22 protein-coding genes are annotated in these 22,940 nt (G+C 53.3%); 15 read left to right on the top strand and 7 right to left on the bottom strand.

The features are described from left to right. The first annotated feature begins 6 nt into the window (after positions 1-6). A complete protein-coding gene (locus ACPGUT_RS09155) occupies positions 7-912 on the top strand; it encodes a DMT family transporter (RefSeq protein WP_423990596.1) in 906 nt (301 codons plus the stop codon). On the opposite strand, the gene ACPGUT_RS09150 is transcribed toward ACPGUT_RS09155, so the two are convergent. After that, on the bottom strand, positions 896-1,636 hold the full coding sequence (locus tag ACPGUT_RS09150; protein ID WP_423990594.1) for an NUDIX hydrolase: 741 nt from the start codon (positions 1,634-1,636) through the stop codon (positions 896-898). The two genes, ACPGUT_RS09155 and ACPGUT_RS09150, sit on opposite strands and share 17 nt — an antisense overlap. Positions 1,637-1,663: 27 nt before the next feature. Further along, complete coding sequence (locus ACPGUT_RS09145; RefSeq protein ID WP_423990592.1) at positions 1,664-2,065, bottom strand: DUF983 domain-containing protein; 402 nt, start codon at positions 2,063-2,065, stop codon at positions 1,664-1,666. 174 nt (positions 2,066-2,239) lie between these two features. On the opposite strand from ACPGUT_RS09145, the gene ACPGUT_RS09140 reads away from it, so the two are divergent. From ACPGUT_RS09140 to ACPGUT_RS09125, 4 genes are all read left to right on the top strand, one after another. Beyond that, a complete protein-coding gene (locus ACPGUT_RS09140; protein WP_423990590.1) occupies positions 2,240-2,770 on the top strand; it encodes an EF-hand domain-containing protein in 531 nt (176 codons plus the stop codon). A 73-nt stretch (positions 2,771-2,843) separates the two neighbouring features. Then, entirely contained in the window at positions 2,844-3,437 is a 594-nt protein-coding gene (locus ACPGUT_RS09135) for a sigma-70 family RNA polymerase sigma factor (protein ID WP_423990588.1), read from the top strand. Continuing rightward, on the top strand, positions 3,430-3,846 hold the full coding sequence (locus ACPGUT_RS09130) for a hypothetical protein (protein WP_423990586.1): 417 nt from the start codon (positions 3,430-3,432) through the stop codon (positions 3,844-3,846). The genes ACPGUT_RS09135 and ACPGUT_RS09130 overlap by 8 nt, the downstream gene beginning before the upstream one ends. A gap of 1 nt (position 3,847) precedes the next feature. Continuing rightward, positions 3,848-4,333 (top strand): periplasmic heavy metal sensor, encoded by a 486-nt coding sequence (locus ACPGUT_RS09125; RefSeq protein ID WP_423990584.1) that lies wholly within the window; start codon positions 3,848-3,850, stop codon positions 4,331-4,333. Positions 4,334-4,340: 7 nt separating this feature from the next. Here the strand turns inward: ACPGUT_RS09125 and ACPGUT_RS09120 are convergent, their stop codons facing one another. After that, on the bottom strand, positions 4,341-5,762 hold the full coding sequence (locus tag ACPGUT_RS09120; protein WP_423990582.1) for a diguanylate cyclase domain-containing protein: 1,422 nt from the start codon (positions 5,760-5,762) through the stop codon (positions 4,341-4,343). A gap of 85 nt (positions 5,763-5,847) precedes the next feature. Here ACPGUT_RS09120 and ACPGUT_RS09115 point away from each other — a divergent pair, with 85 nt between their 5' ends. Further along, positions 5,848-6,132, top strand: coding sequence for a DUF3572 domain-containing protein (locus ACPGUT_RS09115; RefSeq protein ID WP_423990580.1), 285 nt, complete (start codon positions 5,848-5,850; stop codon positions 6,130-6,132). A 45-nt stretch (positions 6,133-6,177) separates the two neighbouring features. Here ACPGUT_RS09115 and ACPGUT_RS09110 read toward each other — a convergent pair whose 3' ends face one another. Then, positions 6,178-9,372, bottom strand: coding sequence for a reductive dehalogenase (locus tag ACPGUT_RS09110; protein WP_423990578.1), 3,195 nt, complete (start codon positions 9,370-9,372; stop codon positions 6,178-6,180). A gap of 35 nt (positions 9,373-9,407) precedes the next feature. After that, entirely contained in the window at positions 9,408-9,857 is a 450-nt protein-coding gene (locus tag ACPGUT_RS09105) for a MarR family winged helix-turn-helix transcriptional regulator (RefSeq protein ID WP_423990576.1), read from the bottom strand. Positions 9,858-9,973: 116 nt separating this feature from the next. Between ACPGUT_RS09105 and ACPGUT_RS09100 the strand changes: the two genes are divergently transcribed. The 8 genes from ACPGUT_RS09100 (at position 9,974) to ACPGUT_RS09065 (ending at position 18,544) form a co-directional block, all read left to right on the top strand. Further along, positions 9,974-10,678: an HAD family hydrolase gene (locus tag ACPGUT_RS09100; RefSeq protein WP_423990574.1), complete on the top strand. Its 705-nt coding sequence runs from the start codon at positions 9,974-9,976 to the stop codon at positions 10,676-10,678. A gap of 131 nt (positions 10,679-10,809) precedes the next feature. Further along, the gene (locus tag ACPGUT_RS09095) at positions 10,810-11,883 is read left to right on the top strand and encodes a hypothetical protein (protein WP_423990572.1); all 1,074 of its coding nucleotides are present in this window, start codon (positions 10,810-10,812) and stop codon (positions 11,881-11,883) included. Between the two features lie 231 nt (positions 11,884-12,114). Then, complete coding sequence (locus ACPGUT_RS09090) at positions 12,115-13,245, top strand: hypothetical protein (protein WP_423990570.1); 1,131 nt, start codon at positions 12,115-12,117, stop codon at positions 13,243-13,245. Positions 13,246-13,315: 70 nt separating this feature from the next. Beyond that, positions 13,316-15,250 carry an ATP-binding protein gene (locus ACPGUT_RS09085; RefSeq protein WP_423990568.1) on the top strand — a complete coding sequence of 645 codons (1,935 nt, stop codon included), beginning with the start codon at positions 13,316-13,318 and terminating at the stop codon, positions 15,248-15,250. 135 nt (positions 15,251-15,385) lie between these two features. After that, on the top strand, positions 15,386-16,225 hold the full coding sequence (locus ACPGUT_RS09080; RefSeq protein WP_423990566.1) for a hypothetical protein: 840 nt from the start codon (positions 15,386-15,388) through the stop codon (positions 16,223-16,225). Continuing rightward, positions 16,222-17,562, top strand: a complete 1,341-nt coding sequence (locus ACPGUT_RS09075) for a DUF6638 family protein (protein WP_423990564.1) — start codon at positions 16,222-16,224, stop codon at positions 17,560-17,562. The genes ACPGUT_RS09080 and ACPGUT_RS09075 overlap by 4 nt, the downstream gene beginning before the upstream one ends. A 15-nt stretch (positions 17,563-17,577) precedes the next feature. Beyond that, on the top strand, positions 17,578-17,847 hold the full coding sequence (locus ACPGUT_RS09070; RefSeq protein ID WP_423990562.1) for a hypothetical protein: 270 nt from the start codon (positions 17,578-17,580) through the stop codon (positions 17,845-17,847). A gap of 7 nt (positions 17,848-17,854) precedes the next feature. Beyond that, positions 17,855-18,544: a DUF1523 family protein gene (locus tag ACPGUT_RS09065; RefSeq protein WP_423990561.1), complete on the top strand. Its 690-nt coding sequence runs from the start codon at positions 17,855-17,857 to the stop codon at positions 18,542-18,544. Positions 18,545-18,631: 87 nt separating this feature from the next. On the opposite strand, the gene ACPGUT_RS09060 is transcribed toward ACPGUT_RS09065, so the two are convergent. Then, positions 18,632-20,980 (bottom strand): aldehyde dehydrogenase family protein, encoded by a 2,349-nt coding sequence (locus ACPGUT_RS09060; RefSeq protein WP_423990559.1) that lies wholly within the window; start codon positions 20,978-20,980, stop codon positions 18,632-18,634. Positions 20,981-20,990: 10 nt separating this feature from the next. Then, on the bottom strand, positions 20,991-22,001 hold the full coding sequence (gene deoC / locus ACPGUT_RS09055) for a deoxyribose-phosphate aldolase (protein ID WP_423990557.1): 1,011 nt from the start codon (positions 21,999-22,001) through the stop codon (positions 20,991-20,993). Between the two features lie 191 nt (positions 22,002-22,192). Between deoC and rpe the strand changes: the two genes are divergently transcribed. Then, positions 22,193-22,876, top strand: coding sequence for a ribulose-phosphate 3-epimerase (gene rpe, locus ACPGUT_RS09050; protein WP_423990555.1), 684 nt, complete (start codon positions 22,193-22,195; stop codon positions 22,874-22,876). Positions 22,877-22,940: the final 64 nt, after the last annotated feature.

The following is a 22,940-nucleotide window of genomic DNA, read 5'->3' as shown; positions in this document are numbered from 1 at the left end:
GCCCGTATGGAAGCATGGATCTGGATATCAATCGCAGCTGCATTTTCGCAAAACCTGCGCTTTATGCTGCAAAAACACCTGAAATCGACCAGTTTTTCGACCGCTGGCGCAACCTTTTCTAGGTTTATCTTTTCTGCCCCTCTCGTTTGTATTTTGATCCTGTTGTACGCCCGGTTCAGCGACCAGAGCCTGCCTGCGGTGCCCGGCACTTTCTGGCCCTATGCACTGATCGGTGGTCTCGCGCAAATACTTGCGACCATGTGCGTTGTGGCCCTGTTTGCTGAACGAAATTTTGCAGTTGGCATTACATTCAAGAAAACCGAAGTCGTACAAACCGCAATAGTTGGCTTTCTGGTTCTGGGTGAGGCAGTCACACAGGCCGGACTCATTGCCATTGCCATCGGTTTCTGGGGCGTCATCCTGCTGTCAGATCCCCCCACAGGCGGCAGCAAACACTGGAGCCAGCGTCTTTTCAATCGCGCGTCTGCCCTTGGCCTTGGATCCGGCGTTTTATTTGCATTCTCAGCCATCGGTTATCGCGGGGCATCACTGTCACTGGGCATCTCGGATGTGGTACTCAGCGCGGGCACCACATTGGCGTTGGTCGCCAGTTATCAGGCGTTGATCATGGCAGGATGGCTGGCCTGGCGTGAAAAAGGTGAAATCACAAAAGTTCTAAAACATTGGCGCGTCGCCGGGCTGGTCGGTCTGACGTCTATGATTGGTAGCTTTTGCTGGTTCGCCGCCTTTACGCTTCAGAACGCTGCTTACGTAAAGGCCGTCGGGCAAATCGAACTTCTGTTCAGTTTTCTGGCAGGTTTCTTTGTCTTTAAAGAAAAGACCAGCCCACGCGAACTTATCGCAATGGGGCTGATCACAGCTTCAATTTTGCTGCTTATTGTTGTGACTTAAAGCTGGCATCACGGATCTGCGCATCCAGTGGCCGTTCTCCGCCAAGGCGCAGGAACAGGCTTTCTTCATCGTCGTTGCGGAAAAACGGAACGCCCGGATCACGGGCGGCGCCACTTAAACGAATATGAAGTTCAGCCAGAACGACTTCGGTAATAAAGGGCAGATCAAAATGGCGCGCATCTTCTAGTCGGATCCATTGCAGCGCGGACAACTCATCCGACGCATGCGAAAAATCATCTATATCGCCCTGAATTGCGTTGGCATCCGCCATAAAGAACCGCGCATCAAAACGCCGAGGGCGCCCCGGAGGCGTAATGGCACGAAATACGAATTTCAGTGCTTCTCCCGACGGAACAAAGCCGGACGCAGCATAGGTTTCCCAATCAGCTGTGGGGGATTTCAAAGCGCCTGGCACGCCAAGGATCAAACCTGTTTCTTCCCAAAGCTCACGAATGGCGGCCACCTGAAGCGCCGCCACAAGTGCTGGATCTGCATCTTCTGCAAGACGTGCCTGGCAATCGGCAGATATTTCACCGGTAAGTGCAACATCTGCATCGCCTGCATCCACCGCTCCGCCAGGAAAGACAAACTTATTGGGCATAAACGCAGCTTTCGCACCGCGTTGTCCCATCAGAACCTGCGCATTACCGGCGTTTCCATCCTGTGACGGACGCACAAGAATAATCGTCGCCGCATTGCGGATTGCTGTTTTGTCGATGGTCATCATCTGTCCCCTGCGCGATTGGGCGCGTCAGTCACCAAACCCATGCATCCGCTTAGCCCATTGATAGCTGACAACAATACCCTTCAGCCTAGGCAACAGATACAGAGAAAGTCCAACACAACCAACTGTAAACAGCGTGGCCAGTGTCAGCGGCTCTGGACGGAAGGTTTCATAAAAAACCAGAATCAACGGTGCCATAAGGTGACCGACAATTAGGATAGTCAGATATGCCGGGCCATCATCCGCACGGTGGTGCGACAGATTTTCTTCACAGTTCGGGCAATTGTCCCGCACCTTCAGATACCCTTTAAACATAGGGCCTGAACCACAATTAGGACACCGACGACGCCAGCCGCGTAACAGCGACGGCTTTGTCAGACGCTCTTCCACATGGGACAAAGCAAGGGTGTCGCTTGTTGAATCTGTCATTCGCGTTTCCTCAGAGATCATAAGCTGACAGCCCTTATATGGTATTCCCAAAAGAATTGCGAAGTCGCCAATGTCGCAGGGGTTTGAAAAATAATTTCACTTTTTGCGACGGAAGTTTCCACCTGCTGCGTTTTACCTTGTGAAAGCGCCACGAAGACAGTGCAGGCGCTGCAAATGAAAGGTAAGACTATGAACTTTGCGAAGCGAACCTCTGACACCACACGTCTCTGGATGACAACTGGCGCAATTGCCGCCGGCCTGATGATCACAGCAGCCATGCCAGCAACTGCTGGCCACCACGGTGACCGCCCCAAGATCGAATTTTCCCAGGTTGATGCCAATGGTGACGGCCAGATCACTGAAGAAGAATTCACCACATTCCGCGCAGCAAAGCGTGAAGAACGCTTCAACACAGGAGACACAAATAACGACGGTCTTCTCAGCGAAGATGAGATTAAGGAAATGGGTGGTCGTCGCGCAGCCCGCCGTGCAAGCCGCATGATCGACCGTTTCGATGCGAACGACGATGGAATGCTTTCCATGGATGAAATGCCATCCGGTGAAGGCCGTGGCAAACACGATGACGAAGCTCGCGAAGGGTTCATGGATCGCTTTGACGAAGACGAAAACGGCACAATTTCCGAAGCGGAATTCGAAGCGGCAAAAGAACACATGGAAAGCCGCCGCGGACGCCACCACAACTGATCACGACGGAACGCCCCGGGCATTGGGCCCGGGGCCGATTGTAAAAGCATGCAGGCAGGAATAACATTCAGGGATGGCGATGCCTTTTGATTGTGACACCGCAGAAGATGAAACACGTTTGCTGATGCAGTTCGCATCTGGTGATCGCAACGCTGCGCGTGTGCTTACGCAGCGTTTTGCGCCGATTGCTTTGGGTTTTGCGATGCGACGGCTTAGCAATCGATCGATTGCAGAAGACATCGCACAAGAGGCCCTGCTACGACTTTGGAAAGTGTCCCGAAACTGGGAAGCCGGACGTGCCCGGATTTCAACTTGGTTATATCAGGTGGTTTCCAATCTTTGCGTTGACTGGTTCCGCCGTCAAAAGGACAGTGGCCAGAACACGGATGACCTGCCTGAACCCATGGCCCCTGCAGAAGATGGAGCCGAAGCACAGATGCAGCAAAACGCACGACGCAGCGCTTTGTATCAAGCTTTGGAAACGCTGCCGGAACGTCAGCGCATCGCGGTTGAGATGCGTCATATCGAAGGGTATTCAAACCCGGAAATTGCAGCGGTTCTGGGTGTTGGGGTCGAGGCGGTTGAAAGTTTGACAGCACGGGGCAAACGGGCCCTTGCGGTACAGCTTGCCGGAAAACAGGATGAACTGGGGTTTAATGATGACTGACAAAAAGCAAAAACCGCAGAACGCAGATGATGCGATGCTGGAACAGTTGTTTTCAGCTGCCAAACCCTCTGCTTCCGATCAACACGATACGGGTGACGACTTTATGGCACGCATGTTAGGCGCTGCCTTTGATGTACAGGATGACGTCGCCGGTCTTTCTGGCGAACCAATCATTCAGGCAGAGATACCCCGTCGTTCCGCCCTTGCAGCATTTCTTGATGCAATCGGGGGATGGCCTTCTTTATCGGGAATGGCTGTCGCTACTCTGGCTGGCGGCTGGATTGGCACCGTACAGCCTGTCGCATTTAGCGGGTTCAACCTGACAACCCTGGCCGATACAGAAAGTGTTGCGCTGGCTGAAGATTTTGGATTTGCGTCGGGCTTTGATGGCCTTCAGGAGGAGGGATAACATGGCTGAACAACGGGAAAACAACATCGCCCCCAAAGGCATGCGTCGCTGGATAAAGGTCGTCTTTGCCCTGTCTTTGTCACTCAACTTTCTCGTGATTGCAGCGGTTGGCGCCATGACGTTGCGGTTTGGGGACGACAAAGAAAGACATGCACGTGGCGGCAGCAATGCTTTTACGCTGATCCGCGCTCTGCCCGCAGAAGATCGTCGGGCCATGCGCAACATGCATGACCGCCAGCGCCCAGATCATGGAATGACCCGAAAGCAACATTCTGAGGCCCTGCTGGAATTGCTTCAGAGCAGCCCGTTTGACCGAGGAGCATTTGAAGATCTTCTGACCAGACAGATGCGTGAAGGCGGTGAACGAATGCGTCAGGGTGCTGTCGCACTGGCTGACGTCATTTCTGAAATGTCAGATGCAGAACGTGCCGCCTATGTAGAAGACATCATTCGTATCAATACGCGCCGTGATCGCCGCTCTCATTGATTGGAAGTTACGCAGCACTCAGATTAAAACTGACAGTGTTTCTACCCTGATTTTTAGATGCATAAAGCGCCATATCCGCTTGTTTCAATAGGCCTTCAGGATGTGTGTTCTCGCCTTCGCATTGCCCGCCCATGGACACCCCGATTGAAAGGGTCACATGTATTGGTGGCACATCAGGGCCCGCCAATACCGGCACTTCTTCGACCAAGCTGCGCAAACGTTCTGCAGCGCGACGGGCCTGTTCAATATCTGTGTCAGGCATTGCCACCAGGAATTCTTCCCCCCCGATACGGGCGACAAGATCAACATCTCGCATATTTTCCTGCAACCGCTTCGCCACCGCGCATAGTACCTGATCCCCGATCTGATGCCCCCAAGTATCATTCACCTGCTTGAATCGGTCGATATCCAGCATCATGACAGCAAACGAATTGCCGGAATTACGTGAATGATCGCTGATCCGGGCCAGATGCGTAAATGCATAGCGGCGGTTGTAAAGACTTGTCAGTGGATCCTGCATAGCCTGACGCAGGCGATCACGCACCGAATTTCGCAACTGATCCGACCGACGTTTTCGCACCGCAAGCGCATCAATCCTCAGCTTAAGTTCTTCTGCATCAAATGCACCAGACATCAGATCATTTGCACCAAGATCCAACGCAATCACGGCTTGCTGCGCAGCATCTTGGCGTAAGGCCATTATAATGCCCGCATGCCGCGTTGCAGGTCGGGATCGAAGTTCAGACAACAACCGCAAACCTTCATCCGGATTGTTCAGATCACCCGAAATAACAAAAATATCAGGCGTTTGGGCCGCTGTACCAACGGCAGTGGTTTCCGCGGGCGATCCTGGTGCAGGCCAAGCCAATGCATCTTCCTGGGCAACAACATTCACGCGATGATGATGGCCCAATGCACCCAAACCCGCTTTCCACGCAATACTGTCTCGGTTGTCGCCAACCAGTGCAACAATGGCTGGGTTGACAAAGACAGGTGTGGCTTCTGCAAACCCAAGTTCACGTGAGGTATCGTCACGCATCCGCAGTTCATTTTCGGTTTCACGAGCCCGCAAAAGGCTCCGCACACGGGCAAGTAAGGTCATCTCATCAAATGGCTTGGTCAGATAATCCTCTGCACCAGCACGTAAGGCGGTGATGCGGGCATCTTTATCCGTTTGGGCGACAGTCATCACCACCGGAATCCCGCGTGTCATCGGATCCTTGCACAGCGCCTCACATACGCTGGCCCCATTCATGTCAGGCAAATCGTGGTTCAGCAGGATCAGGTTCGGACGTTCCAGTCGCGCGATCATCAGCGCATCCCTTCCACTGTCCGCCTGAACAACATCATAGCAGGCCCCCGTCAGGCGAACCTTCAGCATGATGCGATTGGTCGCGACATCATCAACTATGAGGATGCGTCCTGCCAATTTTTTCCTCCTGCCTTGCTCGAATTCACTGTTCATCGCTTGTCTGTCAGAATACTTAAAAAATGCTTTAACAAGGGTTAACAAAATGACGATGACGCAGGAGTCCGCCGAGACAATTGGTTTACAAGCATTGGCATGGATTGTTGGCAATGAAGAGCTGCTGCCGGTGTTCCTTGGAGCAAGCGGTGCATCCCAGGACGATCTGCGCCAACAGGCTGGTAACACAGAGTTTTTAGGATCTGTGTTAGATTTTTTTCTGATGGATGACGCCTGGGTCACACAGTTTTGCGACGCCATCAACCTGCCATATGACACGGTGATGAAGGCCCGGATGAGTCTTCCAGGTGGCGAAGTTATTAACTGGACGTGATCAACTCACCAGAAATGGGTAACCCTTTTTCTGGTGATTCTCTGCCTATAAATCAACTTCGATCACCCCATCTGGCTTACCCGCGCGGGACTGACAAAGGATCACCGAGGTTTCCCGATCTTTATTGGATAGCACAAAATCGCGATGTTCCACCTCGCCTGAAATCAACCCGCATTTGCAAACGCCGCATAACCCATCTGAACATTTCACATCGATATGCACCCCAGCAGCCAGAATGGCATCCGTAGGGGATTCATCCGCTTTCACTTCAATGACCTTGCCAGATTTAGCAAGTTTCAGGGTAAAGTTGTGATTTTCATATTCCGGCGCTTCGGGCACGGCAAAATATTCCAGATGGCGTGCATCTTCCGGAAAACCGCCTGCTTTTGCAGCGTCCATAACGCCATTCATGTACGCTTCTGGGCCACAGGTATAGGTGTGCATCCCTTCACTATACTGCAAAAGTGCGTTCAGATCGGCACGCGTGTCTTCATCGGAAAAATGCAGATGCACCTTATCAGCCCATGGCATCTTTGGCAGATCCTTCAGAAAGCCCGCGTTTTCGCGTTTGGAACAAGAATAATGCAGCGCGAAGTCACGACCTAAGGCATGTAAACGATGTGCCATGGCAATCATCGGGGTCACACCAATGCCACCGCCCATGAGAAAGGTGAACTTTGCATCCTCTGCCAGCGGAAAATGGTTGATCGGGTGCGAGATGAAAACTTTTCGCCCTTCTTCAAAGATCCGGTGCATAAGTTTGGAACCGCCGCGCCCTTCGTCTTCGCGCAAAACCGCGATCTGATACTTGCTGCAATCCGCCGGATCACCAGACAGGGAATATTGCCGGAAAAACTCAGGCGCGACGACCACATCAATATGGGCCCCTGCCGTAAGCGGAGGCAGATCTGCCCCATCAGGCCTAGAGAATTCATATTTCGTGACGCCTGATGTCATTTTCTCAGCTTTTGAAATCACAACCGGTATCACCGGACTGTCAGCTTTGTCAGCGGTATAGATGTGTTCCGGCGGTGTGCCCTGTGCGCGACGTGTTTTATGTTCATCCGCGGTGATCATATCTGCGTAAGCTTCAATCCCAGCCTCACGATCCATTGGTGCGGGCCAGCCCCAGGGCGGCGGCGCAAGCGGGGCAGGGTAAACCGCCAGCGTCTGATCTTCATATTTCAGATCCAGATCTTTCTGCAGGGCACGTGAATTCACCGGGTGTGCTGGAGAGCGGTAAGCACCGTCATCTAGCATCTCAAGATCCCACCACCATTTTTTGCCAGAAACAACCTCACCATTGCCGACAAAGTCATCCAGTTTCGCCAACAGCTTTGCTGATCCCGGTGCCGTCATCGCAAGTTTGCGAAAGGGTTCTTCCTTGAACAGGCCTTCAAGGTTCCATGGACAGGTCTTCATGCAGCGCCCGCACATGGCCCCGTTTTTGTTGGTGATGCGGTAGGTTGTGCATTTCTGACTGTCGGATTTCCAGATCTCATAGCCGTTGAACATCAACTTTGGCCCGGCGGTGATGGCACCAGACGGACATTCGCGGGCACATTTGTTGCAAGCCTCGCAGAATTTCTGCAGGCCGAAATCAATCGGCTTGTCGTGGGTCATTGGCATGTTCGTGGTGACGACACCCGATTTCAAGCGCGGCCCTAGGAAAGGATTGAGAATGACTTCACCAATACGCGAAACTTCCCCCAGCCCTGCGAGAAGCAACAGCGGTGGATGTAAAACTTCATCATCCATCACACTATGCACGCGCGCCGTGTAGCCAAGACGACGAATGTGTTCAGCCAAAACGCCGCCCAACAAAGAAAACCGCAAATAGGCCCGCATGGATTGGGCACAGGCGATCCAGTCATCGCCAGATGCGCCTTCCATGGTTTCATGCCCCTGATCAATCACCATGGAAATGGCGTTGTCATGATATGGCGTGATCGCCTGCCCCGCGGCATCATGGGAATAATAGGCAAAATCAGGACAGGCCGAGAGGCCACAGGCATCGACGCCAAGCCAGTACAGGGCCGCCTTAATGTTGGCTGCGTTAGTGTCCGGGTTCAGGGTGGAGGGATGCACCTCTGCCGCCTCGCCATCCTGCAGCAAAATAAAGGCACCAAGTGAAGGGCGGAAGGCAAAGGCTGATGCAGATTTCCGCATAAAGTTGCCGTTCTTGGCCCCCTCTTGAACATGTTTCCCTAGGTCGCCAAACAGACTGCGCGCAAACATATTGGCACGTTTTGGCACGCGGGCAACGTTCACGGCGTCAATATAGGTTGTCGTGTCGTCTACACGTTTCAAGGTTTCAAACGGATGTGCGCCCTTGACATAATCACGCTTAGCAAATGGATCACGGTTCTTTGCATTCTTTGCTTGTTTTCCCAAACCCTGCGTCCAGGATATGCCACCGCTTTGCCCTGGTGCTATGGGTTGATCCGGCGCCATCTCCAGCGTGGTGGTCACAACGGAAATAGTGAAACCTTCACCAATGAACGGGTTCTTCAGTTGCCCATTTTCAACAGCTGCAAGGCCACTTTCCAGCGCCAGGCGATTTAGATGAACATCTGTCGCCGCCATAGAATGCGCCCGGGCATCATGACCCAGAGATCGGATATAACTGGCCAGCGTAACGGCTGTTTCCATCCCCCGTAGGGCCGCACGTTGTTCATGGGCTTCATGGATCCAATCGCTGCCGGCCTCATCCACACGTGGGTCGCGCTGATGATCATACATCAGTACAATCGCATGGGTATGATGGTGGCAATCAGGGTTCGGCGTGCGCAGCGCTTCGCGCAGGTTTGCCATCACCACATCCACCCCAGCAGCAAGCGTTTTCACCTGCATGGTTTCAAGCTTATGCTCCAGCCGATCCACATCCGGGTTCGACACGCTTTCGCCCAACCAAGCCCCCGGTGGAATCGCACAAACGCCAACCATGGGCGTATCACAGAAGTAAGCGAAACTTTTCAAATGATCGCTCCGGTCCTGCAAATCCGTAGGAATTTCTGCAATCTCTTTTTTCACCAAACCTTCGCGTGTTGCATCCAACATCGCCTGATATTCCTGCATCGCATTCACAATAGACAGGGGATCATCCGGACGACGAAACGACAAATCCGTCTGCGGACCAAGCTGATCAACCCCAAGGGCCGTTGGCACGCGTGTAAGTTTTTCCAGCGGGTAAGCCCCCTGATGGAACGGACGGTTTTTGTAGGAAAATAGCTTGCCCATGGATCGTGGTCTCCGGCTGGCGAATGGGGTGAAAATCAGAGGCGCTGCAACGGATCGTCTTCATCCGCCCGCAGTTTGACCAGAAGGGCACGCAGCGTACTGCTTTCATCCTTCGTCAGCTTGTCCTCAAAGTATCCGGCGTTTTGCTGCGCATGCTGGCTGGCCTGTTCCAGCTTATGTTCCGCATCAGGTGTCAGACCAACAAATGTCGTACGTTTGTCTTTGTCGCCGCCAATCCGCGCAATCAGCCCAGCCGTTTCCATCTGACGAAGTGCCCGGGACGTAGCAGTGCGATCGATCCCAACAAAATCAGCGATATCAGAAGGTTGCGACAAGCGCTGCGGCCCAGCAGCCAGCAAAATACACCAGGTGATACGGGTCAGGCCGATCTCTTTCAGACGCGTTTCAAAGCCACGTTCCAATAGGCGCGCGGTCACGGACATCTGATAGCCCAGCGAAGCGTGGAGGTCATATGTGTCACTCATGGTAATTGACAATGTCAACTTGTTTGATTCACGTCAAGAATTTTCTGGCATTACAGAAAGCCCGGGCCTAAGCATTCACAAACGAAAACGCCCACCAGGGCGACTAAGGAGGCATCATGGCACAAGACGTCGGGGCACTTTTATTCGATAAAGATGGTACGCTTTTTGATTTTGAGGGCACGTGGGGGCAATGGGCTGTGCGCGCATTGGCTGAAATCACAGCAACCCCAGCAGAGGCAAAAGCCCTTGGCGATCATATGGGTGTCGACGCCGAAACGGGGAAATTTCAGGCCGGGTCTGTGATCATCGCAGGCACCCCCCATGAAATCGTGGCCAAAGCCCGCGAACTGCGCCCCGACTTTGACGCAGATTGGCTTTACACAACAATCAACCGGATCGCGACCGAAGTGATCCCGGTCGAAGTCACCCCATTGCCACCTTTGCTGAAGACCTTTCGCGATATGGGCCTGAAGCTTGGCGTCTGTACCAATGACACGCTCGAACCTGCATATGCCAATCTGCAACACGCTGGTGTGCGTGAAGATTTTGATCTCGTCCTGGGGGCTGACAGTGGCCACACACCAAAACCAGCGCCGGATGGGCTGCTGGTTTTCGCAAAACATGTGGGTGTCGATCCGGCCCGCTGTGCGATGGTTGGCGACAGCCTGCATGATCTACAATCCGGCCGCGCGGCAGGTATGAAAACCATTGCCGTTCTCACCGGTGTCGCCCTGACAGAAGAACTGGCCCCCTTTGCTGATGTCGTTCTGCCAGACATCAGCCATATCCCCGCATGGCTGCAAGCAGACGCGCAAGACTAATACCCCAACACGCCCCCCGGTTGCGTGCCTTGAAACAAACGCAGGCAACCGGCAATTTCCCCTGCCCTTCCCTTCAAAATTCCGTTATCAGACCTATATTAGGTGCAGTAGTAAATGGATTAGGGAGCACAATGGCCGATTTTAACACGCAGATTCAGCAAAGCCAGCAACAGGTTTCAGAGGCACAGGCCCAGATCGAGGCAATCACAAGCCGCATCGAAACCGCCCGCGCAAAAATGAAAGCGGGGGAAAGTGACATCGACATTGAAAATGCATCGCTTGAAGATGTGCATTCTCATACGGAACTGATGAATTCTAACATCGCCGAACTCATCATGGGGCTGGATGACGTCACCGCTGGGTTCTCCAAAGAATTTGATGAAATGCGGACCAAAACCGGTTGGGAAACCTTCGTTGGCATTTTCTCAAAAGGCAAATCCGAAAGCATGCGTCAGGAACGGATGCGCACGGCATCTGTTGATGATAAACTGCAGGATCTGATTTCCAAATCTGATGTGATCGTAAAGCTTCTGGAAGGCCAGCTGAATGTGCTGAACGAACAGAAAGACAAGGTCTCTGCCAACCTGACCGAAACCCTAGACGAACGTGAAATGTCCGTGGGTGAACTTGAAACCCTCAAGGCGGAAATCCAGGGCATGGACCCGAAGATGATCGAACTTGAAAACAAAATTGCCGTAGAACAGGATGCTGCTGCGCGCACCAAACTGGAAACGGAACTGGCTGCACTGAACGAACGTTACAACGCGATGGTTCAAGAAGAACAGGTTAAGATTGCAAAATCCCAAACCCTGGAACGCTACATCGAAAAGGGTAAAACTTGGGTTGATTCACTTCAGAACCAAGCCGCGACCCAGATGGTTCTGATCAACAAACTGCAAACAGACACCAAACAACGTGTGGTTCTGTATGAAGCCCTGACAAGTTCTTTGAAAACCGCGCAACAACAAGACGTTGCCCACCAAATCAACGAAATCGGCGTCGAAACAGACCAAAAAGCCCAAACCGCCATGGCCGCCATCGGTTCTGCCACCAATCAGCGTATGGCCGAGATGATGGAAAAGCACGAAGATCACATGGTCTTTGCGCGCGAAGTTCTGGAAGCCAAAGCGAAATCTGATGAGCGTTTTGCACGTCGTTTCGAGAAGATCGTAGAGAAACACGATAAAAACCTCTACGGCGGATGAACTGGCGGAAGGAAGTCAAACGGATCGCCAAGGAACTTGTATGGACTGAATTTCTTGGCCCATTCGCCCTATGGGTGTTCCTCGGCATCCTGACAACCATGATACTTGGCGACATTTATTCTGGCGACAATCAGATCAGACGAATATTCGGTGTTCCCAATTGGGCTTTATTGCTTGGACTTGCAATTTCTTGGTGGATTGTATGGCTTGGATGGATGATGAGGCGAGACGATGACGAAAGCTAACCTCACCCGCGATCACAGTGACCTCTCGGACGGGCGGCTGGCACGGCGATATTTTGTGAAGTTTCAGCGGATCACCCGCCATCTGACACGGGTGGCGGCGGTGATGCAGCAGGAACGGGAGTATTCCAAAGCGGAAATGGCCGTGATGACTCGGTATCTGACCGGGCTGTCTTACACGTTCCAGGCGCTTTCGACCAAATATCTGATGACCGGGCGTGTCGGTGGCATGACCGCGGATGAGATGACGATTGACCGTCAGGAAAGCGGCTTTCCGGTGCTGGCCGAAATCCTACGCATGGCAACGGACGCGAGCCAAGCGGAAAACCATCTGCGCAACATGCCGTCCACCGAGGCGCTGAAAGATGATATGATCCGCCAGATTGTCGGTGATCTTTCGATCCCCACAAAGCTGCAATTCGCCCTATCCCAACGGCTGTACTATGAAGAATTGACCAAGGGGGAACTTTTCTGGGCATCGAATGATCCAGAGGCGCTTTGGCAGGGGAACATCAATGATGACCGCCGGGAATTCCTTGTGCATTGGGCGACATGGGACAATCAGGTGAACCTGCCGGTGATCTATTTGATGTCGGTTGAAGACAGCGGTCGCACGGCCCTGCCCAAAGACAGCCGTCGTTGGCCTGGGGTGCAACATCACCTGATGGCACAGGCGCTGAATGGGTTGAAACTGGTGACCATTGCCAAAGGTTTTGACCAGGATTTCGACGACCTGCATCCGAAACGCCTGCGTCGCATCCACATCGGCCCGATGTATTCATCTGCCTTCACCCGTCAAAATGGCCCGATCCGGGAAGTTCTGGAAAAGGCCAAAGCGCCTGCAGGCAATGACTGGGCTTTGGCCTGGACCGTTGAAGACCTGGAAAGCGAAAAAACCATGAAGGAGAAATCCGGCTGGTTTTCCACAGTTGATCGCGAGGTGTTCAAGCTGGATCCGTTTTCAGGACATGGCGTTGATACTGGGGCCACCCGTACCAAACGCGCGATCATCATGCCCGAACGCCCATTTCAGGTTCTGGATGATATGAAACCTGCAGGGTTCAACAGTGTTGAGAAATTTGTCGTCAGCGAAAAGGGCCGCGTGCTGCGGTATCGCTGACGAATTGATGCCTCCGGCGGGAGTATTTTCCGCAAGATGAAAAGGGGCGCAAAATTATGAGGAAAAAGTTATGAGCCATTCATCCGATCAAATGGAATTGCGCGAAGACGATATTCGTAAACATTATGAAGCTGCGGGCAATATGTTGGCGGGGATCGATCATACGCCGCGTATTGGTAAGGGGCGCGATGCTGCACCTGTTGCGGGTAGTTCTTCTGGTATTCCGACACGTCGCCGTTTTCGGTCTACTACGCCGGGCCTTGTGACGCGATCCACCGCGCGTCCCGAAGGGGTGCAGTTGATTGCGCGCATTGAGGGTCTGGGCGGCGAAGATGTGCTGACCAGCCCGCTTGAGGCAACGGTTCTGAATGACCTGCGCCGGGCGATTTCGATTGCTTTGGCTGTGGCGGAAAACTTTGGCGAGGCGACCGATCTGGCCGCCATGAAACGTGACAATCTGCAAGGCGCGTTGGGCGATGATCGCAAGGTCGCGTTCAGCGAACTTTTAACGGCTGAGGCCCTTGTCACCCTATCGGTATTCGCCAATGCCGCGTCCTTCCTGTTGGCCCCGCATGCGACAGAGGTCACCGCCGATATTGGTGAAGTCGAAGAGGTTCTGACGGACAATGGTCAGTTGGCTTTGCATGGTGCGCTTTGGGAACTGGATCAGGAACTCTCCGCGCTGACGGAAGAAGAAAAACTGGTCGCTACCGTCATGGCATTTTGTGAAAAGCTGATGGAAAAGGTTAGTCTGCGGGCGCAAAACGCGGGTAAACTGGATGCCTTCCACAATGCATCTTGGAAGGTCGAGGCCGACGATCTGACGATCGCTGGTTTCACGCCAGCGCGCGCCGCCAAGGGCAGCAAGTTGACCATGAGCTTTAAAAAACCCAATGAGGTCGTCGGGAACCACATCGCGAAATATCAGGCGATGAAATTGGCGAAAATGGTCATGGCCTATGACTTTGAACGCAAGCTGAACCCGTTTGCGGAACTGGGTGGTTTCATCTTTACCTTCATGGGCGATGGCAAACCGGGCACGGGCAAAACCACGCTGATCCAGATGATGGCGGGCTTGATCAATGATTACTGTCAGGTCGCGGGTTATCCGTTTCGCTATCAAAACCTATCGACCGATAATATCGATAGCTATCAGGGAAAGTCGGGCCAAAACGCCAAGGCTTTCATCAACAATGTGCTGGATCCCAATGTCATTGGTTTCGGCACAATCGATGATATCGACCAGTTGGCGGGCAAACGTGGGGATCGTCAGTCCTCTGCCGGGCAACTTGAGATCACCGCCGTTTTGATGGAAAGTTTCGCCGGCGCCAACACGGTTGTGCGCGGGAATTGTACCTTTGGGATGTTCTCGAATTACCCGGAAAACGTCGATGATGCGCTGCGTCAACGGGCCGGGGCGCGCTTCCTTGTGGATGGGCCACAGACGCGCGATGACTATATCGATATCCTGCATCTGTTGATGGGCAAGAACCATGACATCCCGACGGGTGACCATGAATTATTCGCTGCCCAAGAGATCAAAAAAGCCGTTGCTGCCAGCTTTGAGGGCCACGGAAAACCGCATGAGGAAGGCCTTTTGCGCGTATGGGACCAGACCGAAACACAGATCGGCGAGCTGGATACCATTGCGAAATTGGGCACCTATCTGAAGGCGATCCAGGAGGCCGATGAACGGTTCACGGGCCGTGCGATCAAGAACATCACGGACGCTGTGAAAGTGCGCGCGATGGACTTTGAATTGCCGGATGAATGGATGGAAAACCCCGATCTGTTCCTGTTTAAGGATTACAACACCAAGCTTGCGATGATTTCCGACATGCGCCAGCCGATCACCGTGGATATGGTCGTGCAAGAGATCAACCGCTACGCCGACAGTGAATTTCGCTATGCTGATAAGTCGGATGAGGTGGCGATTGAAAACATGGTGCGAGACTTTGGCCGGAATGAAGAAGCCAAACGGCGGTACCTGAAAGGCCAGATGTGATCTTTGCGTGCCACATAATTCCCGGGCTGCAAGCCCGGTTCACGCCCGACCCCGCCCCCCAGGGCGGGCGTGAAATACGCCCACCCTCGGCGCCGGGCGCGAACCTTTGTGGTGATCTGAAACGGAGCATCCCGGATGAGTGAGGAGAGAACGGATCGCTTCTGGCGAAAGAATAACCCCATTCTTTGGGGAATTATTCTGTCTGTTATTTTCATTGGAATTTATGGGTGGCTTGCCGTTCTCGAAACTTGCGGTGTTGTGTCCTACGAAAGCAAATGGCAGGAATTTCTGTCTGCAAGTCCAAATGAAATTGGCGATACGCTTGCCGGAATCTTTGGTGGCCTCGCTTTCTTGTGGATCATCATGACTGTCCTGCTTCAAAGCCAAGAGTTACGAGAGCAACGTCGTGAGCTACGCCAAGCACGTGGCGAGTATGAGAAGATGGCTAATGCGATGCAGAAGCAAGCAAAAGTGGCAGATCAGCAGATTTCGATATTGCAGCAGGAGCAGAGACAGCGTGATGAATTGCGTGCCGACAGACTCTTCAATCAAAAGCTTACATCTTTTGTTCAGAGCGTAATTGAAACGCCTTCCCAGGGGCTTCATTGGTGCTTTTCAAATGATATAATCGATGATGAAACTGGTGGGAATGGTCAGATACATGCCTTAAATTTATATCATAAAGACATGCATGATCAAACGGTCGATGAAACATTGATTGGTCTTCGCAGGAGATTGCCCGGGCTACGCGAGAGTTTGTGGGAATATACGCATACGAGCATCGATTATCGGTTGCCTGATTCACATATCGTAATCTTATACTTGGTTGCAAAGTTGGAAGACCTTAGTCGAATGAAAGCTGATATCTCTGATGCAGAACAAGAGCGTTTAGAAATGTTCCGCTTGCCTGAAATTGTGCAAGAACTACAGGAGCTTTCCTCTACTCCTCAATTGTGGGCGGATACCGAAAAATGAAACGACTGATCCAACATGGCCTGATGTTTGGCAATTTGATTGAGGTCTCCTCGCCGGCTCTGGTTGCGCGTTACAATCGTGCGCTGGAGAGTTTGACGGGGAAGACGACCAACCTCACGGATTTCCACATTGATATTTCCGGCTATTCCCCTGAGATCGGGGATGAGCTGGGCGATCATCTGTATCTGAACCACGGGGGCTGTAATCGGCAGTTTATTCTGCTGACCACGGATCAGAAAACCACACCTTTGTTGAACGCGAAATTTTCGACCTCTCGCGGGATTTTGCGCCAATTCATTGACCGCAATGAAAGCCAGCTGTTTGCCCTGACCACACGTGATGCGGTGGCGGGGGAATTGCTGAATTCCGTTTATGCGGTGTCCGATGCGCTGACACTGTTTGATATCCGCCAGATCACGATTGAGGCCGACACGACCGAAGCTCATGTGTCTGATGCGAACCGTCTGGAAGGCATGATCAACGAATTTCGCAACACAGATGACGGCTGGCTGGATGATGTATTGATCGCGAACATGATCACGCTAGCCAAGAAAACCGGCGATGTGACGCGCCAACCCATCACCCTGAAAACCCCTACATTTAAACAGGAAAATTTCTGGTCTGCGCATTTTGGCGGGCTATATCTGTTTCAGAATATGGATCATCCGGCGTTGATTTCGCGGCTGGACAAAGTGGCGCTTGGCAATAAGCTTCCGATCAAGCATGTGTTTGATTTTGATAACAGAAACCAGATCGCAAAGTTTCTGGAATATAACGACCTGGTCGAACCGATTGTGAAAGCCCGTGGTGTGGATGCAGCCGCGATTTTGCAACAGAAAATGGATTTCATCGTGGTTGATGTGGCCGCTGACGCCGGCGAGGATCTGACAGGCGCCACGCGTCGTGACATTCGCGCACTGGCACGACGCTATGGCGCGGACCTGCCGAGAGAGTTCCATGGTCTGGCCGATCTTCTGCGTTGGGCCAATGGTGCCGGGAAATGGCCTAAAATCACGTCAGAACACCCCGCCTATTTCTATACGCTGCGCGCCCGCAACCACGCGGACCGTGATCTTGTGAACATGTTGCTGGCGGAACTTTCGCCCAAAGACATCCGCCAGTTGTTCATCTGCCACAAGGAACGGTTCTATGCCGATTACATGTCTTGGCCCGACGCCAAGAAAGGATATGTGGCAGACTTCCTTGCGCGTGATTATATGGTAGATAAGGCAGGTGCCCGCGCGGCATTGTTTGGTGGCGAAGAACCAATGACAGAACCCACGCGGCCGCAGGTGGCACGCCAGAAATTTAACGGCCCTTGGGGCAGCGCAGTTTAAGCAAGGGAGACAGAAATGGGATTGATCAGACTGATTATTTTCGGCTTTCTCGGCATGACCGTAGCCTATTACCTTGTGTCCTGGTATTCCCGTTCCGTGCGCCTGGAACGCCTTGAAAAAGACTGGGACGCTGACCCGCAAGGCGATGACGCCGCCCGTCAGACCCATATCGACGCGGGGATGGCCGCTTATGAAAAGGGCTTCCGTAAGAAGCTGATTTTGCTGATTTATGTTGTGCCGGTGATCCTTGTCATCACCGCCTTCTATGTAACCAATACAGGTTGAGGGACCAATGCTGGACAGAATTAAATTCGGACTGAAAGTCCTTCTGATCGTAATTATGGGTGGGTTTTTTCACTACGTTTTACCGCAACATGATGTGGTGCGCGTAACCTCAACCGAGATCATTCGGCAGGATTTTTCTTGGTATAACAGAATGTTCTATGCGCAGGCAGACAGTGGCAACATCGAAGGCACCAATCGTGATATGCGCCTGATCAACACAGTGCGCCGCAAGACATGGATCTGGGGATTTTTCCGTCGAGAATCTGAAGAAGTGATGGTGTATCGCAATGAAGACACGGGCTGGATCTGGCCACCATATTTCAAGTTTGACAGTTCCAACCTACAGGCGGAATCTGCGGCGTTGGCCGCATCCGGCGGGCAGGAACAATGGGCTGTTATCACGCACTATGGCTGGAGAAACAAACTGCTGACAGTGTTCCCCAACGCCGTTTCCATCAAACCTGTGGATGGGCCAAATGCGCCGACTTATCCAATCTTCAACATCTTCTTCTTCAGCTTCCTGATTATTGCCTGGCTGTTTTTGCGTGCTGCATGGCGACAATTCCGGGAACGCAATCTGGATCCGACGTTGAACGCGATCGATGAACATGTGGATGCGGCGCAGGATCGCGCCCAGGGTGTCTGGGGCCGGTTTATCGGATGGCTGAATACCTGGCGCGGAAAACCTCGCGGGTGAAAATCCACATTTGAAATTCTGAAATGCATCAAAAAGCCCCGCCAGAGCAATCTCTGGCGGGGCTTTAATTTAGACCTATTTATCCGACTATTCGCCGTAAGGGATCCAGATATTTTTGACTTCTGTTGCGGCCTCTAGGAAGGGGCGCATATCCGGATCATTCCAGTCACGTGTTTGGGCGTTGTTGACCCAAGTGCGTTTCAGATTACCTGCGGACCGGGCCTCGATATCAGCTGAGATATTGCTTGATGAGAAGCTCCAGACCGCATCGACATCCAGATGATCCGCCAGGGTTTTCGCAAGCTCTGCGTGATCACCGGTGATGATGTTCACCACACCCGCAGGCACGTCAGAGGTTTCCAGCACCTGATAGAAATCCGTCGCCGCCAGCGGGAAGGCATGAGAGGCGACCGCAACGGATGCATTCCCCATCGCCATGGCGGCGGCGGTGGATGTAACAAGGCCCAGTAGAGGTGCGTCATCGGCGCAGAGAATGCCAATGGTGCCCACGGCTTCTTTCATCGCAAGCGCCACGCCACGGATCGGCACGCCGTGGGCTTGGCCGTCGTATTTGTCGGCCCATGCGGCTGCGGTGAACAGTGCACTGACAGAGGCTTCGACTTCGGCGGCACCCGTTTTTTTACCCGACATCGCATCAAGGCGGGCAGCGAATTCATCCGCACGGGCAGAGAGGTTTTCACCGACATAATACAGGATCTGCGCCCGTAGATGGCCTGTGGTTTTGCCCCATGTGGAACGCGCTTTTGCAGCGGCCTCAACAGCGTTGCGAATGTCTTTGCGGCTGCCAATGCCGACATGCCCCAGCAGTTTTCCTTTAGGTGACCAGATCGCCTGAGATTGCCCCGCATCCGGGCGTGCCTGCTTGCCACCGACATACATTTTTGCGGTGCGGTCGATTACGTCCTCTGCGCTGGCGGTTCCTGCAGCATGGGGCACGACGGGCACGAGTTTTTTCGCGAAAGAAACAGGCTTTGTGTAGGCTGTAAGGCCTTCCCAACCGCCTTCACGACCAAAGCCACTTTCTCGTACACCACCAAAACCGGCAGCAGCATCAAATAGGTTGGTAGCGTTTGTCCAGACCACGCCTGCTTTCAGCTTGGGCGCGATATCCAACGCAAGGTTCACATTCTCTGTCCAGACCGAGGCCGCGAGACCGTAACGCGAATTATTCGCGACTTCTACAGCTTCCGCTGGTGTGCGGAAAGTTGTGCCAACCAGAACAGGGCCAAAGATTTCTTCCTGCATCAATGTGGCTGCCGCGTGCAGCCCAGTGATCAAGGTGGGCGGGTAATAGCATCCGCCGTCTGGTAGATCACATGACGCCTGAAAAACGTCACCCTCATCGCCATGCGCGTTTACCAAATCGGTAATGCGGGTCAGTTGGCGTTGATCGACAATCGCACCAACATCGATGCATTTGTCCAGTGGATCGCCGATGCGCAGTTTATCCATGCGGGCGCGCAGTTTGGCGTAGAATGTGTCAGCAATCCCTTCCTGCACCAATAGGCGGGAGCCAGCACAGCAGACCTGACCCTGGTTAAACCAGATCGCGTCCACAAGCCCTTCAACCGCACTGTCGATATCCGCGTCATCAAAGACGATGTAGGGAGATTTTCCGCCCAGTTCCAGGGTCAGCGCCTTGCCAGAACCGGCGGTCAATTCACGAATGCGGCGGCCAACAGCGGTGGACCCCGTGAAGGCGACTTTGTCCACGTCGTCATGGGTGACGATGGCTTCGCCCGTGGCGCCATGGCCGGTGACGATGTTGACGACACCGGCAGGAACACCCGCCTGCTGGCAGATTTCAGCAAAAAATAGCGCGGTCAGCGACGTGTATTCCGCGGGTTTCAGAACCACGGTATTGCCCATGGCCAGGGCCGGTGCGACTTTCCAGGCGAGCATCAACAGCGGGAAGTTCCAAGGGATGACCTGACCACAAACACCCAGGGCCGTGCGGCCTTGCATTTCCGTGTCGGCCAGCTGCGCCATGCCCGCGTGGTAATAGAAATGGCGTGCCACCAAAGGCACATCGATGTCGCGGCTTTCCCGGATTGGTTTGCCGTTGTCCATGGTTTCCAGCACCGCGAGAATGCGAGAATGTTTCTGCACAAGGCGCGCTATGGCATAAAGCACTTTTGCCCGTTTATGCCCGGATGTTTTAGCCCAAGCAGCCTGCGCTTTGCACGCGGCCTTCACGGCGTCGTTCACGTCGTCAGTGCTGCCTTCAGACAAATCCGCCAGAAAGGTGCCATTCGCCGGATTGTGGCTTTTGAAACCGGCGGTGGCGTCTGTGAATTTACCATTGATGAAATGGCCAAAGGAATGCCCGTGACATTCCAGCCAAGCGAGTGCTTCTTTATTGCCTTCAGGGGCCGTGCCATAATCCATAGTGTTGAAAATCTCTGCGATGGTCATAATTCTGTCCTTACCCGATGGCATGGCGGTTGGCGGCGGAGTAGCGGCCGGTGAGGTGATGTTCGAGTTGGCGTTCAATATCGCCCAACAGCGAAGACGCCCCAAAACGGAACAGGTCAGGTTGCAACCAACGATCACCAAGCTCTTCTTTGATCAGAGCAAGATAGGTAATCGCGTCTTTCGCTTTGGAAATACCGCCTGCAGGTTTGTAACCCACGCGAAACCCGGTCCAGTCGTAATAGTCGCGGATCGCACGGATCATCACAAGGCTGACAGGTAAGGTGGCGTTGACGCTTTCCTTACCGGTGGATGTCTTAATGAAATCGGCGCCGGCCATCATGCAAATCTGAGATGCGCGCGCAACATTGCGCAAAGATCCAAGCTCGCCGGTGGCTAGGATCGCTTTGACATGGGCGTCACCACAGGCGCGGCGAAATTCACGCATTTCATCATACAACGCCTGCCAATTCTGGGTCAGCACATGGCGGCGGGAAATGACGATGTCGATTTCCTCGGCACCGGCTTTGACGCTTTCTTCAATCTCGGCAACACGCAGATGAAACGGCGACAGGCCCGCAGGGAAGCCGGTAGACACCGCAGCAACAGGGATGCCTGTACCTTTCAAAGCGGAAACAGCGGTTTCAATCATATCGTGATACACGCAGACAGCACCCGTTGTCAGACCCGTCATTCCGAGATCAGACAACATGCCTTTTGAGACGGGCTGACGCGCCTTGGCACAAAGACGGCGCACACGGCCTTCGGTGTCATCGCCGGACAGGGTTGTCAGGTCGATCATGGAGACCGCTTTCAAAAGCCAGGCCGCTTGGTAATCTTTCTTCACGGACCGACGGCCAGGCAGAGTGGCACAGCGACGTTCCACAGCAGAGGTATTCACCTGCACGGCCAGAACACGATCCAGATCAAGGTCTGTGCCCGGGTTACGGGGTTCATGCAACTGGGGCAGGCCCGCCTCAGTTGTGGAGAGATCAGTTGCGGTAGATGTGACTTCGGTTTGCATTTCAGGTGTCTTCCCTGGCAAGGCGTAAAGCGTGAAAATGTCATGACAGCGCAAACATTGCAAGCTGACAGCGAACAGGCCGACGCCTTTCTGACTATTTGGTCAATTCTTCTGGAAATTCCTGCATCTTGCTTCCTTCGTGGGCGAAATCGTGTATGGAGAGGAAAATTCACCCTCTCAGGAGAGCTGCCATGTCCTTCGATCGTTCCCTCAAGATTGCCCCATCGATTCTGTCCGCAGATTTTGCAAATTTCGGCCAAGAAATTCAGGCTGTAGAAGCCCAGGGCGCTGACTGGATCCATGTAGATGTGATGGACGGCCATTTCGTACCGAATATCACCTTTGGCCCCGACACCTGCAAAGCAATTCGCCCACATATCAAGACTGTGATGGATGTGCATCTGATGATTTCACCGGTGGATGCCTATATCGATGCTTTCGCTGCATCAGGTGCAGATTACATCACTGTGCATGTCGAAGCCGGCGCGCATACACACCGTACCCTGCAGGCCATTCGTGGCGCCGGGGCGAAAGCTGGCATTGCGCTGAACCCGGGCACACCTGCATCCGCCGTCGCACCCTTACTTGACATGGTCGATCTGATTTGCGTGATGACCGTAAACCCCGGTTTTGGCGGGCAAAAATTCATCCATGGATGCGTCGAAAAAGTTGCGGAACTGCGGTCTATGATTGGCGATCGTCCGATCCACATTGAAATCGACGGTGGCGTGACACCTGAAACGGCACCTCTGGTGCGCGCCGCTGGTGCAGACGTTCTGGTTGCTGGCTCTGCCGTGTTTAAAGGTGGTTCAGTCGAAAACCCGACACCTTACGGCACCAATATCAGCGCGATCAAAGCCGCCTGCAAAAGCTGAAGGATCCGAACGGATCCACATGAAACCTTGCACCGGACCAGAGCCGGTGCAGGGTTGATCAAAT

Source organism: Halocynthiibacter sp. (genome assembly GCF_049608145.1).
GTDB lineage: Bacteria > Pseudomonadota > Alphaproteobacteria > Rhodobacterales > Rhodobacteraceae > Halocynthiibacter.
Note: the sequence above shows the minus strand (reverse complement) of the source record. Positions and strands in the feature narration are given on the sequence as shown.

What these genes read in the sequence shown, in the direction of transcription:
- ACPGUT_RS09155 (WP_423990596.1), top strand. Translation starts at nt 7, where the DNA reads ATGGAAGCATGGATCTGGATATCAATCGCAGCTGCATTTTCGCAAAAC.
- ACPGUT_RS09150 (WP_423990594.1), bottom strand. Translation starts at nt 1,636, where the DNA reads ATGACCATCGACAAAACAGCAATCCGCAATGCGGCGACGATTATTCTT.
- ACPGUT_RS09145 (WP_423990592.1), bottom strand. Translation starts at nt 2,065, where the DNA reads ATGACAGATTCAACAAGCGACACCCTTGCTTTGTCCCATGTGGAAGAG.
- ACPGUT_RS09140 (WP_423990590.1), top strand. Translation starts at nt 2,240, where the DNA reads ATGAAAGGTAAGACTATGAACTTTGCGAAGCGAACCTCTGACACCACA.
- ACPGUT_RS09135 (WP_423990588.1), top strand. Translation starts at nt 2,844, where the DNA reads ATGGCGATGCCTTTTGATTGTGACACCGCAGAAGATGAAACACGTTTG.
- ACPGUT_RS09130 (WP_423990586.1), top strand. Translation starts at nt 3,430, where the DNA reads ATGACTGACAAAAAGCAAAAACCGCAGAACGCAGATGATGCGATGCTG.
- ACPGUT_RS09125 (WP_423990584.1), top strand. Translation starts at nt 3,848, where the DNA reads ATGGCTGAACAACGGGAAAACAACATCGCCCCCAAAGGCATGCGTCGC.
- ACPGUT_RS09115 (WP_423990580.1), top strand. Translation starts at nt 5,848, where the DNA reads ATGACGATGACGCAGGAGTCCGCCGAGACAATTGGTTTACAAGCATTG.
- ACPGUT_RS09110 (WP_423990578.1), bottom strand. Translation starts at nt 9,372, where the DNA reads ATGGGCAAGCTATTTTCCTACAAAAACCGTCCGTTCCATCAGGGGGCT.
- ACPGUT_RS09105 (WP_423990576.1), bottom strand. Translation starts at nt 9,857, where the DNA reads ATGAGTGACACATATGACCTCCACGCTTCGCTGGGCTATCAGATGTCC.
- ACPGUT_RS09100 (WP_423990574.1), top strand. Translation starts at nt 9,974, where the DNA reads ATGGCACAAGACGTCGGGGCACTTTTATTCGATAAAGATGGTACGCTT.
- ACPGUT_RS09095 (WP_423990572.1), top strand. Translation starts at nt 10,810, where the DNA reads ATGGCCGATTTTAACACGCAGATTCAGCAAAGCCAGCAACAGGTTTCA.
- ACPGUT_RS09090 (WP_423990570.1), top strand. Translation starts at nt 12,115, where the DNA reads ATGACGAAAGCTAACCTCACCCGCGATCACAGTGACCTCTCGGACGGG.
- ACPGUT_RS09085 (WP_423990568.1), top strand. Translation starts at nt 13,316, where the DNA reads ATGAGCCATTCATCCGATCAAATGGAATTGCGCGAAGACGATATTCGT.
- ACPGUT_RS09080 (WP_423990566.1), top strand. Translation starts at nt 15,386, where the DNA reads ATGAGTGAGGAGAGAACGGATCGCTTCTGGCGAAAGAATAACCCCATT.
- ACPGUT_RS09075 (WP_423990564.1), top strand. Translation starts at nt 16,222, where the DNA reads ATGAAACGACTGATCCAACATGGCCTGATGTTTGGCAATTTGATTGAG.
- ACPGUT_RS09070 (WP_423990562.1), top strand. Translation starts at nt 17,578, where the DNA reads ATGGGATTGATCAGACTGATTATTTTCGGCTTTCTCGGCATGACCGTA.
- ACPGUT_RS09065 (WP_423990561.1), top strand. Translation starts at nt 17,855, where the DNA reads ATGCTGGACAGAATTAAATTCGGACTGAAAGTCCTTCTGATCGTAATT.
- ACPGUT_RS09060 (WP_423990559.1), bottom strand. Translation starts at nt 20,980, where the DNA reads ATGACCATCGCAGAGATTTTCAACACTATGGATTATGGCACGGCCCCT.
- deoC (WP_423990557.1), bottom strand. Translation starts at nt 22,001, where the DNA reads ATGCAAACCGAAGTCACATCTACCGCAACTGATCTCTCCACAACTGAG.
- rpe (WP_423990555.1), top strand. Translation starts at nt 22,193, where the DNA reads ATGTCCTTCGATCGTTCCCTCAAGATTGCCCCATCGATTCTGTCCGCA.